The sequence below is a fragment of the Kitasatospora sp. NPDC053308 genome, from assembly GCF_055585785.1.
The window spans coordinates 50,926-65,118 of record NZ_JBVJJY010000016.1; the positions used below are offsets into that span (position 1 = coordinate 50,926).

Here is a 14,193-nt window from a genome sequence, read left to right on the forward strand (position 1 = left end):
CAGGGCTGGGTCGCCGGAGGTCCGGCGGGCAGTGGGGTTCGGCTCGGTGATGAGAGAGGGATCAGCCCGCACCGGTGGCCGAGCGCTCTGCCCCTGCCCCGCTACGCCGGGGGTAGGGGCAGGGTGGGGAGGTGGTCGGACATGAGGAGGGCGACGAGTTCGCGGCGGGTGCGGGTGCCGGTCTTGTGGAGGATCGCGGTGACGTGCTGCTGGACGGTGGGGACGGTGAGGTGGAGGCGGGCGGCGATGTCCTTGGTGCTGGTGCCGCGCACCGCGTGGAGGGCGACCTGCTGTTCGCGGGGGGACAGGCCGTGGGCGAGGACCGCCAGGGGCAGGCGCTGGACGGGGGAGGCGGGGGAGGCGACGACGGCGACGGCGCCGGCGGGGCCGTCGAGCGGGGAGGCGTGCAGGGCGAGCCACCGGCCGTCCGGGGTGCAGACGCGGACCTCGGCGGGCCGGCCGGCGCGGGCGGCCTGGCGGGCGACGGTGAGGAAGCCGCTGGGCACGCCGCCGGTGTGGGCGGTGGGTTCGGCCATCCGCGCGATGAGGTCGCGGGCCGCGGCGTCCGCGGAGCGCAGCCGGCCGTGGGCGTCCAGGACGGCGACGGCCGGGCCGTGGACGGGCGCGGCGGGGCCGGCGGCGCGCAGGGCGGCGAGGTGGGCTGCGCGCAGGGCGGCGCCGATGGGCGCGGCGACGCGTTCGGCCAGGCGCAGGTCGGGCGGGCCGTAACGGCCTCGGGCGCGTTCGCGCATGAACGCGGCGCTGCCCCAACGTCCGCCGCCGAGGTCGAAGTTGATCCGCAGTTCGTCGCCGTAGCCGCAGGGGTGCAGCAACTCCCGGTAGCGGACGCTGCGTTCGGGGTGGCCGTCGGTGGCCCGGTCGACGCTCTGCACGCGGTGGCCGGCGCTGCGGATCGCGGTGAAGGTGGTGGCGTCCTCGCCCTGGAACTCCAGCCGGACGGCCTGTTCGAAGCGGGCGGGGTCGAGGCCGTCGGCCACCGTGGAGGTGGGGAAGCCGGTGACCGGGTCGGTGCCGTGCCAGCAGCCGCCGTCGAAGCCGAGCGGGTCCGCCAGCAGGGTGTGCAGTTCGCGGAAGAGCTCGGCGGCCGGCAGCCGGGAAGCCGCCAACTCACCGATCGTTCCCAGGACTTCCCGTTCCAGGTTGCGTCGTTTGGCCACGGACGGAATGGTAGGGAGGGCGGGACCGTGGTCGGTGGACGAACGACCGGATTGGCCGGACGCGGGCGGACGGTGACCGAAAACGCGGGGGCGGCCGCCACTGCTCGGCGACCGCCCCCGTCCCCCGTTCCCCCGGGCCCCCGGTTTCCCCTGCCCCCCGTTCACCCGTGGTGCCCGCTCAGGGCTTCGGCGTCGGTGTCAGCTCCACGGGTTGGCCCGCTGGTCGTCGATGGCCGTCCAGAAGCGGGTCCCCATCGGCAGGGTGCCGTTGGCCCACAGGCCCCAGCCCGAGGCGTCGTGGAACTCCGCCATCCGGAAGCCGGATCCGAAGGAGCTCGCGCACAGCTGGTCGGCCGTGGCCCGGCTGGACAGCCGGGTGCCCGCCACCGGCGCGGTGGCCTTCACCTCGCCGCCGGCCCAGCTGTGGAAGCCGCTGGTGGGCACGCCCGCGGGCGCCGGCCGGCCGTCCTTCAGGAGGCACAGCACCGGCAGCTGGGCGCCGGCCCAGGTGTCGCCGTTGTACGGGTCGCTGCCGCTGTCGTAGCCGACGTGCACCACGTTGTCGGCGCGCTGCTCCAGGGTGGTCCAGGTCATGCCCTTGTGGGCGCCGACCGGGCCGAACAGGGCCTCGTAGCTGGTGCGGTAGATGTTCCACTGCTGGTAGCGCCCGTCGTTGCAGCCGAACATGTAGAGCTTCCAGCCGCCGAAGTTCTTGGTCGTGTTGTCCAGGCACAGGGAGTCGGACACGTTCTGGATCCGCACCCCGACCATGTCGTACTTCGCCGTCTCGCCGGCCGCCGTGTACGGGGTGATGCGCCACATCTGGCTGGTCTGGCCGGCGGCGCACTGGTAGCCGCCGGGGCGGCCGTCGGTGGAGGTCAGGCAGGAGCGCCGGTCGACCTGGTTGTTGATCGTGTAGATGCCGCTCCAGCCCGGCACCGGCGTGAACACCCACATGCCCGGGTTGTTCTCCGGCGCGCAGGGGTGCATGTCCTGGGAGCTCCACACCGCGCCGTCGGGACAGCGTTCGGAGGCCTGGTTGAACAGCACCGTCGCGGGGGTGTCGGCCGAGGCGGCACCGGGGGTCAGCGCCAGGCCGCCCAGGGCGAGCGCGGCGGACAGGACGATGCGTCGGATCAGCGAGCGCACAAGGATCTCCAGATCGAGGGGAGACGGGACAAGGGGCGGTACGGCCGGCCGACCGCCCCCAGCTTGTCAGCGCCCGGTCAACCGCCGGTATCCGAGTTTTCTAGGACCCCGCCGGCACCCCGGCACACCCGGCACCCCCGTCCTCACCCCCGCTCGCCACTCCGCCGGAACCCGGCACTCCCTACCGGCACCCCGGCACACCCGGCACTCCCTACCGATACGTGACGGATTCGCCCGCCGCCCGCCGCGCCCTACTGTCGGGGACGTCAGCAGGAAACGCCCACGACGACCCCCAGGGAGCAGCAGCCATGACCGCCTACGCCATCGCCCAGGTCCACTCGGTCGAGTTCGGCCCCGACATCGTCGAGTACCTGGAGCGCATCGACGCCACCCTCGACCCCTTCGGCGGCCGCTTCATCGTCCACGGCGGCGCGTACGAGACGGTGGAGGGCCGCTGGGGCACGGGCGGCACGATCGTCATCGCGTTCCCCGACCTCGACCGGGCCCGCGCCTGGTGGGACTCCCCCGCCTACCGGGAGATCCTGCCGCTGCGCACCCGGCACATGGTCGCCGACATCATCCTGATCGAGGGCGTGCCGGCCGGCTACCGGGGCGCGGACGCGCTCAAGCACTGACGCGCTCAAGCACTGGCGCGGCGTCAGGCGTCCAGCCGCTCGCGCCACCAGGCGACCGTCGCCCGCACCTGCTCCTCCAGCGGCGTGGCCCGGACCGTGAACGCCGCCTCGTAGGCGGAGGCGTCCACGATGAACGGGCGGTCGAACTGGTAGCGGACCTCCCGCAGTTCGCGCAGCAGCGGGGAGAACAGGCCGGCCGCGCCGAGCAGGACGGGGGGCAGGCGGCGCACCGTGACCGGGGCGGTGCCGGCCTCGGCGGCCAGGTGCCCGACCATGGCGCGCACGGAGGCGGCGGGGAGGGTGGGCACGTGCCAGGCCCGGCCCCAGGCCCGCTCGTCGCCGGCGACCTCGGCCAACGCCCGTGCCACGTCCGGCAGGTAGGTCCAGCTGTGCGGGGCGTCCGGGTCGCCGAGCACCGCGACGGAGCGGCCCTTCAGCAGGCCCGGCACGACCCGGGCGGCGAGGTGGCCGCCGTCGGTGACACCGGGGCCGAAGAAGTCCGAGGCGCGCACCTCCACCGCCCGGATCCGCCCGGCCTCGTGCAGCGCCCGCGCCTGCTCCCAACCCGCCGCCCGCACCCGCCCCTTGGGGCCGGTGGCGGCGAGCGGGAGGTCCTCGGTCAGGGGGCGGTCCGGGTCGGCCTGCGGCCCGTACCCGTACAGGTTGCCGAGCAGGACGAGGACCGCGCCGCTGTCCTCGGCCGCCGCGCACAGCGAGGAGACGAGGCCCGGCCAGCGCGAGGCCCACTGCGGCAGGGGCGGCGCGGCGCAGCCGTGGATGGCGGCGGCGCCGCGGGCGGCCCGGGCGAGGGCGGCGGGGTCGCTCGCGTCGAGGGTGAGGTGCTCGACGCCCGCCACGGGCTGCGGCCCGGGGCGTCCGGTGCGGGTGGCGACCCGTACCTCGTGGCCCTGCGCGGCCAGCAGGCGGGCGGTGGCGGCCCCGGCGGGCCCGTGTCCGACGACGAGATGGAAGCTCATCCGGCTCACCCTATCCACGTCCCGGCGGGTGCAACGCGGCGGTGGGGGGAGGGTGTTGAGGAGCTGCATTTATTTGGTATGGAGAACGTAAAAGAAGATCTATGCTGTCGGGGTTCATGATCCTCGCGCGAAGTAAGGTCTGCAGCGTTGAAGCTTCCCCGGGTGTCCGCCGTCGTCGCGGCCGCCGTTCTGGCCCCCGCCGTCCTCTTCCCCTCGACGGCCTCGGCCGCCGACGCCCCGCAGCCGGCCGGCGTCTCGGGCCCTGACACCGCCTCGGGTTCGGCACCCGACACGGCGTCGGAGACGGCGAAGGACACGCCCAAGGACCTCTCCGGCGGGGAGCAGCAGAAGGACCAGACGGACCAGAACGACCGGAAGGACCGGAACGCCGGTCAGCCGACCGACCAGGAGACCAAGGACCGCGCCGAGGTCGAGCGGATCCTCGCCGACCCGGCCAGCGGGCCCAAGGTGCGCGAGACGGCCGCGAAGGCGCTCAAGGGCACCGCCGCCGACCTGCGGCGCTTCCTGGAGACCGGGCTGGAGGACGCCCGCCGGACGGACAACCGGCTGCTGGTCGTCCAGATCGCGGACCGCGGCGGCCCGGCCGTGCGCAAGGCCGCCGACAAGGCGCTGCGCGGCACCTACCAGGACATCCTCGACTTCCTGAACACCGGTCAGTACGTCGCCCGCGTCGAGGACCAGGACCGCGCCGAGGTCGAGCGCATCCTCGCCGACAAGGACAGCGGCCGTGGGGTGCGCGAGGCGGCCGAGAAGGCGCTCAAGGGCACCGCCGCCGACCTGCGGTACTTCCTGGAGACCGAGCTGCCGAAGCAGCGCGCCATCGACAACCGGGTCAAGGTCGCCCAGATCATGTCCTCCGGCGGTCGCGCGGTGCGCGAGGCGGCGAACAAGGCGATGGACGGCGACGACGCGGCGATCCTGAGGTTCCTCACCGAGGGCTGGCCCGCCGCCCAGGCCGAGGACGACCGGGTCGCGATCCTGGTCATCCTCGCGAACAAGGAGACCGGCCGGCACGTCGCCGAGGGCGCCCAGAAGGCCCTCAACGGCACCAACGCCGACCTGCGGCGCTTCCTGGAGACCGAGCTGCCGCGCCTGCGCGCCACCGACAACCGGATCAAGGTCTCCCAGCTCGCCGAGACCGGCGGGCCGGCCGTGCGCCAGGCCGCCAAGGCCGCCCTGGAGGGCAGCGACGCGGACATCCTGGCCTTCCTCACGGACGGCTGGGCCAAGGCCCGCGCCGTGGACGAGGCCGCCGCGTCCGGCGCCGGTACCACCGCCCAGGGCGGCGGGCAGCCGCAGACCGTCCAGCCTGCGGGTCTCACCCAGACCGTCACGGGCACCACCACCGGTACGGGCACGGGGATCGTCACCGTGGGCTCCGGCTCCGGCACGCTCGCCGCAACCGGCACCGACGGGATCGGCTGGGAGGCCGGCGGCGCCGCTGCGGCCCTGGCCGCGGGCGCGGCCCTGGTCGCGCTCTCCCGCCGCCGTTCCGCCGAGGACTGACGCCGAGCACCGGCGCCGAGCACCGGCGCCCCTCGCGTCCCCGGCCGTCGCCCGCCCCGGCCGCCGCCCGTGACGGGCGGCGGCCGCGGAGGCGGTACGCGCGTCAGCCGTCCCGCCCGGCCAGCCGGCGGGCGATCCGCTCGCGCTCCCGGGCCGCGTTGGTGCCGTCCAGCTGACCCTCGAAGACGCGCCGGGCCGCCGCGACCAGCTCCGGCGGCACATCCGGGCGGGCGCACTCGATCGCCCACAGCGCGTCCTCGGTCTCCATGTCCAGCCCCACGCAGGTCGGCACGCCCCGCCCGGCCAGGGTGGAGGCCAGCACCGCCTCGAACACGGCCCGCAGCCGTACGTCGTCGTAGTCCAGCACGTCTCAGTCACCGCCCCCGCCGCCGGAGTTCCCGCGGCGCCGGCTGCTGCGCAGCGCGCTGCGCAGCACCTCGCCGCCGCGGACCGTGACCGAGGCGACCGCGCGGGTCCACGGGGGCCCGCCCCGGTCGGCCCACACCACGCACCCGCATCCGGCGACCACCAGCACCAGCAGCCCGACCAGCACCGCACCGACCATCGCGGTCACCCGCCCTTCCTCCGTACGTCACGCCCCCCATGCGGATCCTCCCACCCGGTTCGGCCGCGAACCCCGCGGCTGTGCCAGGATGCCGTAGCCGGTCCTCCCGATCGGCGCACCGGCCCGCACCAGGCGCGACCGGTCGCGCCCGCGCACCACCCACCGCGCCGGACCGCACACCTCGCCGCACGCCCCGACGCACCACCCCGCCGCACCACCCCGCCGCACCATTCCGACGCACCACCCGAGGAGCCCCCGTGGCCACTGCCCGGTACGCCACCCTGCACACCACCGCGGGCCCGATCCGCCTGGAGCTGTTCCCGTTCCACGCGCCGAAGACGGTCCGCAACTTCGCCGAACTCGCCGAGGGCACCCGCGCGTACACCGACCCGCGCACCGGCGAGCCGGGCAGCGGCCCGTACTACGACGGCACGCTGTTCCACCGGGTGGTCGCCGGGTTCATGATCCAGGGCGGCGACCCGACCGGCACCGGCACCGGCGGGCCGGGCTACGCCTTCGCGGACGAGTTCCACCCGGAGCTGTTCTTCAGCAAGCCGTACCTGCTGGCGATGGCCAACTCCGGCCCGGGCACGAACGGTTCGCAGTTCTTCATCACGGTGGGCACCCCCGCCCACCTCAACCGCAAGCACACCGTTTTCGGGCAGGTCGCCGACGCGGCCTCCCAGGCCGTGGTCGACGCGATCGCCGCCGCCCCGACCGAGGGCGAGCGCCCGGTGGCGGACGTGGTGATCGAGTCCGTCGAGATCACCTGGTCCTGAGCGCGATGGCCCCCGGCCCGGCGCGGAGCTTCCCGGCGCACCCGATCCGGGGGGTGCGGGCCCGTTACGTCCGCCAGAGCGGCTGCCCCGGTGACGTGGCGATCGTCACCGTGGACTTCGAGCCGTGGGAGGAGGGCGTGTGCCTGGAGGCGGCGCCGGACGCCACGGTGCGCGGCGGCTGCGATCCGCAGGACCTCGCGCTGTTCCACGCGGCGCTGGCCGAGGGGGTGCGCGAGGAGCTGGCCGAGCGGGCGCCGGGGCGGGCGGTGGCACTGGCGGTGGTGGTGCACGGCACCGTCGTGCACGAGATCGACTCGCGCGAGCACTCCTTCCGGATGGCCGGACGCCTGGCCGCGCGCGAGGCCCTGGCCCGGGAGGGCGGCGATCCCGGGGAGGACGCGGACGGCCGCCGCCCGGTCGAGCGCGGGCGGCGGCCGGAGAGTTGACGGTCCGTCAGACGCAGCTGGTGAAGGTCGGGCTGGCGTTGGCGACGTAGACGGTCGGCCCGGCGTTGGGGTCGGAGGCCACCGGGACGGTGATGGTGTCGTCGGCGGTCCACGGGATGCCGTGGGCGTCGAAGGTCCAGCTGCCGGTGACCTTGCGCGCCACCTCGGCCAGCGTCACCCAGCCGTACTGCTGCGGCGGGACGGGGACGGTCACGGCGTTGTTGACGCTGCGCGAGCCGTTCCAGACGTTGGTGAAGGTGAGGCCGGTGGTGACGGCCGCGGTGAACACGCCCGGGGTGCCGCCGGAGATGGTGGAGCTCAGCGTGCTGCCGATGCTGCTCGACCAGCCGCTGGTGTCGGTGACCGCGAAGCTCTGCTGGACGGTGCCGCTGGTGTTGTTGAACCAGACCGCGGAGGAGCAGACCCGGGGCAGCGGCGCGGCCGGGGCCTCGCTCTGGACGGTCCAGGAGCAGGTGGAGGCGTCCTTCTGGCACTGCTTGGCGGCGTGGTCGACGGCCAGGGTGCGGGCGGCCTGCGGGGCGCCGGTGGCCCACTGCTGGTTGGCGGTGCCGTTGCAGGCGTACTGGTCGGTCCAGGCGTCGTCGTACTGGGCGCCGGCCAGCAGGTCCAGGCAGGTGCTGTCGCCGGCGTGGCGGATCATGAACGCGTCGCCGCCGCCGGGCGCCGGCTGCAGGAACCAGCGCTGGCCGGCCTGCCCGGCGCAGGTCTGCTGGCGCAGGGCCGGGACGAACCAGGCGGCCAGGTCGACGCACTTGCCGGTGTCGTTGTTGACGATGGTGAAGGTGGAGTCGGAGGGGTCGACGTTCAGCCGCCAGGACTGGTGGTAGCCGGGCGCGGAGTTGGTGACGACGTAGACGCCGTCGCCGGTGTTGCCGTTCTGGACGTCGAGCCGGCGACCGTTGCCGAGCGAGGTGAGGTTCAGGCAGGTCAGCGGCGCGCCGGCGCACCCGGCCGCGGTGGCGGTGGCGGTGGCGGATGCGGGCGAGGGCGCCGGGGCGGCGTGCGCGGGCGCGGCGGCCAGGCCGAGGGCGGCGCAGCAGGCGGCCAGGAGGGCGGCGAGCGCGCGCAGCCAGGGCGCGGTGCGGCCGGGGGTCCCGGTGGCGGTCAGGAGGGTGGCGGGCACGGAGCGGTGTCCTTTCGTCGGAGCTGTCGAGGGGGAGAGGAGGGAGAGGTCGGCGGTGGTCAGGGGGCGGCGGCGAAGGCCGCCTCCAGGCGCGGGACGTAGTCGACGAGGTCCTGCGCCCAGCAGCCGGGGGTGTGGCCGCCGTGGCAGTCCGGGCCCCAGGCGCTGCCGTCGCCGTAGTCGACGTAGTGGTACGGCAGTTGGAGGGCGTTCAGGCGGTCCCGGACGCGCTTGGCGGTGCCCTCGGCCCAGAACTCCATGTCGGCGGGGTTGCCGTTGCCGGTGCCGGTGTAGACGGCGATGCCGGTGTGGGCGAGCAGGGCCATCCGGGAGGCCGGGTCGGCGGCGTTCCAGCGCCAGTCGGCGTTGAACACCGGGTACGGCGTGCCGAAGACCGCGTCGCTGGAGACGGTGGGCCCGAAGTCGAAGCCGCAGGGGTGGCCGTCGCTGGGCCCGCACAGGACGGTGCCGACGTTGGTGAGGGTGGCGACGACGGCGCCGCGGATGATCATCTCGTCGGCGGACAGGTCGTTGGCGCCGGACATGGTCAGGACCTGGCCGAACAGGTCGGGGCGGTCCTGGGCGTAGTGCAGGGCGCCGAAGCCGCCCATGGACAGGCCGCCGACGGCGCGGTGGGCCCGGTCGGTGCGGGTGCGCAGGTTGGCGTCGACGAACGGCACGACCTGGCCGAGGTGGAAGGTCTCCCAGTTCTGCGCGCCGGCGGCGGTGCCCTGGTCGAGCCAGTCGGTGTACCAGCCGCGCAGGCCGCCGTCCGGGATGACGGTGATCATCGACTGCGCGGCGGTCAGCGCGGGGTAGGCCAGCGCCGGGTCGATCGGGTTGTCCGAGGCGCCGTGCAGGAAGTACAGCACGGGGTAGCGCTTGTCGGGGTGCCGGGCGTAGTCGGCGGGCAGCAGGATGCGGATGGTGTGCTCGCCGGCGACCTGGGGCGTGGTGACGGTGATGACGAAGTTGGTGGCGCTGCCGGTGGCGGTGCCGACCTGGGTCAGCCCGAAGCCGTCCGTCAGCGGCGGCGGGCCGGGCGCGGGGTCCGCCGCGGGCCCCGCGGCGGGCGCGGGCGGGGGGACGGCGGAGGCCGCGGGCGCCGCGGGCGCCGCGAGCGGCAGCAGGCAGGCGGCCAGGGCGGCGACGGCCGTACGGGCGCGCCGCAGCCGGGCGGGCAGGAGCCGGGCTGGGGTCATGGGTCGTCCTCGGCCTTCGACGGGGGCGGGGGTGAGCGGTGTCCGGACGGGCCGTGCCGACGGGCCGTCCGCCCGGTCCGTGCCGACGGGCCGTGCCGACGAGCCGAGCTGACGATCCGTCCGCCCGGAGGTCCTGTCTGAACATCGACAACTCTCGTCACGTCGCCCACCCTCGCGCCAGAGCCACCGGCGGCGCACCTGGGCCACCGGCGCATGTGCGCCACCCGCCGGGGTACGATCCTTCGGTTGCGAATGACCGGGGGGGTTGCCGTGCACGACGTACTGGATCCGGACTCCGAACGCGGCCGCGTCTACCGCGGCCTGGTCGGCCGGCCGCGGGCCCGGGTCGCCGACCTGGCGCACGGCGCGGGCCTGGACGAGGACACCGTGCTGGCCGTCCTGCGCGACCTCGCCGACGAGGGCGTCGCCGTCGCCTTCGACACCGCCGGCAGCGCCGACGACCGCGACCACGCCTGGGAGGCGCTGCCGCCCGGCCGGGTGGTCGAGGCCGTCCTGCAGCGCGACGCGCTGCGCCAGGCCACCGCCCGCCGGACCGGCGACGAACTGGAACGCCTCTACCGCTTCGCCCGACGCGACGCCGGCAGCTACGGCGCGCTGGAGGTGGTCGAGGACCCGGCCGAGGTGCTCGCCGCGAGCCGGCGCCTGCAGCTGGCGGCCCGTCACCAGGTCCGGGTCGTCGACGTGCCGCCGTACTCCGGCACCAGCGCCCACTACGCCGACCAGGAGGTGCTGCAGCGCCGCCGGATGGCCGCCGGCGTCGTCTACCGCGCGATCTACCAGGGCTGCGCGTTCGAGGACCCGGTGGCCGGGCCCAACATGGCGCGCATGGTCGAGGCGGGCGAGCAGGCCCGCACCCTGGACGAGCCGCCGCTCAAGCTCGCCATCGGCGACGACGACCTCGCCATCGTCACCCTGCCCGCCGACGACCGCCCCGGCGTCGTCTCGCTGCTGATCCGGCCCTCCGGCCTGCTGAACGCCCTGACCGCCGTGTTCGAGACGCTGTGGCGCCTGGCGGTGCCGGCCACCGTGGCGGGCGCCGACGCCGGTGTCGACCTGCGGATCGACGACCGCGACCGGCGCATCCTCACCCTGATGGCCAGTGGCGCCACCGACGACGCCATCGCCCGCCGCCTGGGCCTGGGGCGGCGCACCGTGGTGCGCCGGGTGTCCACCCTGCTGGCCCACCTGGGCGCCACCACCCGCTTCCAGGCGGGCGTCCAGGCGGCCCGCCGCGGCTGGCTCTGAACCGGCCGGACGGGCACCGCCTCACCGCGGGCGCCGGGGCCTTCGGCGTCGGGCTTCACCGGCGCAGGGCCGGCCGGCGCAGGGGCCTCCCCGGCGTCGGGCCTCGCCGGTGCGCCGTCTCACCGGCGCAGGGCCCGGCCGGTGTCCGTGAGCAGCCAGGAGCCCAGGAAGCGGGCGCCGGCCAGGCAGAACAGGGCCGGGACGCCGAACAGCGGGATCCCCACCGGACTCGGGCGGCCGGTGGACACACGCCCGTCGTCCTCCAGCCAGACCCGGGTCTCCTTGCCCTCCGGGTACGGGCCCTCCGGGCGCTCCACGCTGAACTCCCGTCCGTCCACGGTCCAGCGGAAGGTGCAGGCGTAGGTCTTGGCGCCCAGGCCGCCGCCCTCCACCGGCTCCTGGCCGCTCACCCGGCAGCGCGTGACGGTGGCCGGTACGCTGCGCGGCTCGTGCAGCCGGGCCCGGACGGTCCCGGCGACCTGCGCGGACAGGAACACCGCGCCCAGCGCGAGCAGCAGGAACCCCGTTACCCGCACGCCGGAGCCGGCGAGTTCGCCCTCCGCGTCGCCCCGGCCCGCCACGACACCGGCGGCCAGACCGGCCAGCGCCGCGGCGCCGCACACCCACCACAGCACCCCGGCCACCGGCTCGTCCTGCGACCACCGCCACACCGTGACGCCGCCCGCGACGGTCAGCACCACCACCGCGCCGGCCGCCGTCGCCACCGCGGCCCGCCGGCCCGCATCCGGCCCCCGGCCGGGCCCCTGATCCCCCGTCATGCCGCATTCCTCCCCCGTGGTCCGGCTCACCCCGTCGATGGTGTCCCGGGCCGGCGGCCCGCGCACACCCCCGGAGCCGGTTTCCGTACCGAGCGGTGACCCGGCCGCGGCATCGTCACACCGGCGGCCCGGTCACCGCCTCCGTCACCGGCTCCGTCACCGGCTCCGTCACCGCGGCCGGGATCCTCGCCCGGCCGGGCCCCGTCGTTCAGGGCAGGGCGAGGATCCGGGCGACCCCGAACTCGAAGCGCTCGTCGAAGTCCCCGTCCTCCAGCCGGGCCGCGACCCGCTCCACCGCCGGGTAGCGGCCCCCGCCGAGCGCCCCGGCCAGCGAGTGCTCGCCGCCCTGGGCGGCCAGGGCCTGTTCCTCCTGGGTCAGGCCGAGCGCCAGGTACTGCAGGTTCCACAGGGTCCAGGCCGCGCGGCGCTCGTCCAGCCCGCCGTCCAGCAGGGCCCGCAGCACGGCGTCGGCGTAGCGCAGGGTGGCCGGCTCGGCCGCGTACGTCCCGGCGACGATCAGCGCGCCGTCGCGGTGGGCCAGCAGGGCGCTCCGGTAGCGCCGGGAGAGCTCGCGCACCCGCTCCTGCCAGGGGTCGGGCAGGCCGTCCAGGCGGACCCCGGCGACGATCGCGTCCGCCATCAGCTCCAGCAGGCGGCCCTTGGTCTTGGCGTGCCAGAGCACGGTGTTCATCCGCACGCCGAGGCGTTCGGCGACGCCGCGTACGGACACCGCGCCCGCGCCCTTGTCGTCGAGCAGGTCGAGCGCGGCGCGCACCACGGTGTCGGTGTCCAGCCGGGTCCGGGAAGCCTCCGGCGCTTGCTTCTTGGTCACTGACCTAGTCTACTGGATGCGGCATCGTTGGTCAGTGACCAAGAGATGTGACGCCCGAACGACCCGTGACGCTCTCGAAAGACCGCGAAGGGGAGACCCATGCCCAGCACCCAAGGAACCCGACAGGTCGTCATCGCCGGAGGCGGGCCCGTCGGCCTCTGGCTCGCCGCCGAACTGCGCCTGCACGGCGCCGAGGTGACGGTCCTGGAAGCCCGCACCGAACCCGACCCGCACTCCCGCGCCAGCTCCGTGCACCCCCGCACCCTGGAGATGCTGGACTGCCGCGGCGCGATCGAGCCCTTCCTCGCCGAAGGCCTGCGCGTCCCCCGCGGACACTTCGCCGCCCTGTCCGCCGGGCTCGACTTCCGCCGCCTCGACACCCCCTACCCGTTCAGCCTCGCCCTGCCCCAAGTCCGCACCGAGCAGCTGCTCGCCGACCACGCCCGCGCCGCCGGCGCCGACCTGCGGCGCGGACACCGCGTCACCGGCCTCGGCCAGGACGACCGGGCGGTCACCGTCCACGTCGACGGCCCCGACGGCCCCTACCGGCTGCGCGCCGCCTACCTGGTCGGCTGCGACGGCACCCGCAGCACCGTGCGCGAAGCCGCCGGCATCGACTTCCCCGGCACCCCCGCCACCGCCTGGGCCTGGATGGGCGACGTCGTCCTCGACACCCCGCCCCGCCACCCCGCCTGCTCCAACGAACGCGGCACCTTCATGGCCTTCCCGCTGCCCGGCGGCATCCACCGGATCGCCGGCAACGACGCCGCCACCAACCGCACCCGCCCCTCCGCCCCCCTCACCTTCGACGAGCTGCGCGCCAAGGTCCGCGACATCACCGGCACCGACTACGGCATGCGCGACGCCGGCTGGACCTCCACCTTCGGCAACGCCGCCCGCCAGGCCGCCCGCTACCGCCAAGGCCGCGTCCTGCTCGCCGGCGACGCCGCCCACGCCCACTTCCCGGCCGGCGGCCCGGGCCTCAACACCGGCCTCCAGGACGCCTTCAACCTCGGCTGGAAGCTCGCCCGCGTCCTGCACGGCACCGCCGACGACACCCTCCTCGACAGCTACCACACCGAACGCCACCCCATCGGCGCCGACGTGCTGCGCAGCACCCGCGCCCAGGCCGGACTGATGACCGGCCACACCCCCGAACACCTCGCCATGCGCGAGCTGCTGTGCGAACTCATCGACGGAGTACCGGAGTTCTCCGACAACCTGGCCGCCCGCGCGGCCGGCCTCACCGCCGCCTACCCGCCCGACCCCGCCACCGGCGCCCACCCGCTCACCGGCACCCGCGCCCCCGACCTGCGCCTGAGCGCCCCGACCGGCACCACCACCCTCTTCGCCCTGCTGCGCCCCGGCCGCCCCGTGCTGCTCGACCTCACCGGCCGGGCCGCGCACCCGGACCTCCCCGGGACCGGCCGCCTCACCCGGCACAGCGCCCCGCTCGCCGAGCGGCGGGCCGACTGGCGCGCCGTCACCGCCGCCCTGGTCCGCCCCGACGGCCACCTCGCCTGGCTCACCGAGGAGACCGACCCCGACGCCCTCGCCACGGCCACCCGCACCGCCGTGGCCGCCTTCTGATCCGCAGGCGCCGTCCCGGACCCCCGGGACGGTGCCCCCATTGCGGTTGGATCACGACGTGTCCGGTTCGTCGGTCCTTGGGGGAGTGTGCGGTGATTGATTTTGTTGGCAGGGCTGTCAGCGC

General features: G+C 75.5%; 15 protein-coding genes. 6 read left to right on the forward strand and 9 right to left on the reverse strand.

Annotated features, from left to right (window positions below):
- Nucleotides 1–101: 101 nt before the first annotated feature.
- Nucleotides 102–1,178 carry a helix-turn-helix transcriptional regulator gene (locus ACZ6Y7_RS28760; protein ID WP_465760855.1) on the reverse strand — a complete coding sequence of 359 codons (1,077 nt, stop codon included), beginning with the start codon at nt 1,176–1,178 and terminating at the stop codon, nt 102–104.
- A gap of 198 nt (nt 1,179–1,376) precedes the next feature.
- Nucleotides 1,377–2,327, reverse strand: coding sequence for a hypothetical protein (locus ACZ6Y7_RS28765; protein ID WP_465760856.1), 951 nt, complete (start codon nt 2,325–2,327; stop codon nt 1,377–1,379).
- A gap of 308 nt (nt 2,328–2,635) precedes the next feature.
- On the opposite strand from ACZ6Y7_RS28765, the gene ACZ6Y7_RS28770 reads away from it, so the two are divergent.
- Nucleotides 2,636–2,962 carry a DUF1330 domain-containing protein gene (locus ACZ6Y7_RS28770; protein WP_465760857.1) on the forward strand — a complete coding sequence of 109 codons (327 nt, stop codon included), beginning with the start codon at nt 2,636–2,638 and terminating at the stop codon, nt 2,960–2,962.
- A gap of 23 nt (nt 2,963–2,985) precedes the next feature.
- On the opposite strand, the gene ACZ6Y7_RS28775 is transcribed toward ACZ6Y7_RS28770, so the two are convergent.
- A complete protein-coding gene (locus tag ACZ6Y7_RS28775; protein WP_465760858.1) occupies nt 2,986–3,939 on the reverse strand; it encodes an NAD-dependent epimerase/dehydratase family protein in 954 nt (317 codons plus the stop codon).
- Between the two features lie 147 nt (nt 3,940–4,086).
- Between ACZ6Y7_RS28775 and ACZ6Y7_RS28780 the strand changes: the two genes are divergently transcribed.
- Nucleotides 4,087–5,466, forward strand: a complete 1,380-nt coding sequence (locus ACZ6Y7_RS28780) for an ALF repeat-containing protein (protein WP_465760859.1) — start codon at nt 4,087–4,089, stop codon at nt 5,464–5,466.
- A 103-nt stretch (nt 5,467–5,569) separates the two neighbouring features.
- Here ACZ6Y7_RS28780 and ACZ6Y7_RS28785 read toward each other — a convergent pair whose 3' ends face one another.
- Both ACZ6Y7_RS28785 and ACZ6Y7_RS28790 read right to left on the reverse strand, forming a co-directional pair.
- Nucleotides 5,570–5,833, reverse strand: a complete 264-nt coding sequence (locus tag ACZ6Y7_RS28785; RefSeq protein ID WP_465760860.1) for a hypothetical protein — start codon at nt 5,831–5,833, stop codon at nt 5,570–5,572.
- Between the two features lie 3 nt (nt 5,834–5,836).
- A complete protein-coding gene (locus ACZ6Y7_RS28790) occupies nt 5,837–6,031 on the reverse strand; it encodes a hypothetical protein (protein WP_465760979.1) in 195 nt (64 codons plus the stop codon).
- Nucleotides 6,032–6,288: 257 nt separating this feature from the next.
- Between ACZ6Y7_RS28790 and ACZ6Y7_RS28795 the strand changes: the two genes are divergently transcribed.
- Nucleotides 6,289–6,810 carry a peptidylprolyl isomerase gene (locus tag ACZ6Y7_RS28795; protein ID WP_465760861.1) on the forward strand — a complete coding sequence of 174 codons (522 nt, stop codon included), beginning with the start codon at nt 6,289–6,291 and terminating at the stop codon, nt 6,808–6,810.
- A gap of 53 nt (nt 6,811–6,863) precedes the next feature.
- Complete coding sequence (locus ACZ6Y7_RS28800; RefSeq protein ID WP_465760862.1) at nt 6,864–7,256, forward strand: hypothetical protein; 393 nt, start codon at nt 6,864–6,866, stop codon at nt 7,254–7,256.
- Nucleotides 7,257–7,263: 7 nt separating this feature from the next.
- Here ACZ6Y7_RS28800 and ACZ6Y7_RS28805 read toward each other — a convergent pair whose 3' ends face one another.
- A complete protein-coding gene (locus ACZ6Y7_RS28805; protein ID WP_465760863.1) occupies nt 7,264–8,400 on the reverse strand; it encodes an RICIN domain-containing protein in 1,137 nt (378 codons plus the stop codon).
- Between the two features lie 59 nt (nt 8,401–8,459).
- A complete protein-coding gene (locus ACZ6Y7_RS28810; RefSeq protein ID WP_465760864.1) occupies nt 8,460–9,602 on the reverse strand; it encodes an alpha/beta hydrolase in 1,143 nt (380 codons plus the stop codon).
- 270 nt (nt 9,603–9,872) lie between these two features.
- Between ACZ6Y7_RS28810 and ACZ6Y7_RS28815 the strand changes: the two genes are divergently transcribed.
- Nucleotides 9,873–10,868 (forward strand): hypothetical protein, encoded by a 996-nt coding sequence (locus tag ACZ6Y7_RS28815; RefSeq protein ID WP_465760865.1) that lies wholly within the window; start codon nt 9,873–9,875, stop codon nt 10,866–10,868.
- Nucleotides 10,869–10,987: 119 nt separating this feature from the next.
- On the opposite strand, the gene ACZ6Y7_RS28820 is transcribed toward ACZ6Y7_RS28815, so the two are convergent.
- Together ACZ6Y7_RS28820 and ACZ6Y7_RS28825 are read right to left on the reverse strand one after the other, a co-directional pair.
- Nucleotides 10,988–11,647, reverse strand: a complete 660-nt coding sequence (locus ACZ6Y7_RS28820) for a hypothetical protein (RefSeq protein ID WP_465760866.1) — start codon at nt 11,645–11,647, stop codon at nt 10,988–10,990.
- Between the two features lie 208 nt (nt 11,648–11,855).
- Complete coding sequence (locus ACZ6Y7_RS28825; RefSeq protein WP_465760867.1) at nt 11,856–12,479, reverse strand: TetR/AcrR family transcriptional regulator C-terminal domain-containing protein; 624 nt, start codon at nt 12,477–12,479, stop codon at nt 11,856–11,858.
- A 99-nt stretch (nt 12,480–12,578) separates the two neighbouring features.
- Here ACZ6Y7_RS28825 and ACZ6Y7_RS28830 point away from each other — a divergent pair, with 99 nt between their 5' ends.
- The gene (locus ACZ6Y7_RS28830; protein ID WP_465760868.1) at nt 12,579–14,069 is read left to right on the forward strand and encodes an FAD-dependent monooxygenase; all 1,491 of its coding nucleotides are present in this window, start codon (nt 12,579–12,581) and stop codon (nt 14,067–14,069) included.
- Nucleotides 14,070–14,193 lie beyond the last annotated feature (124 nt).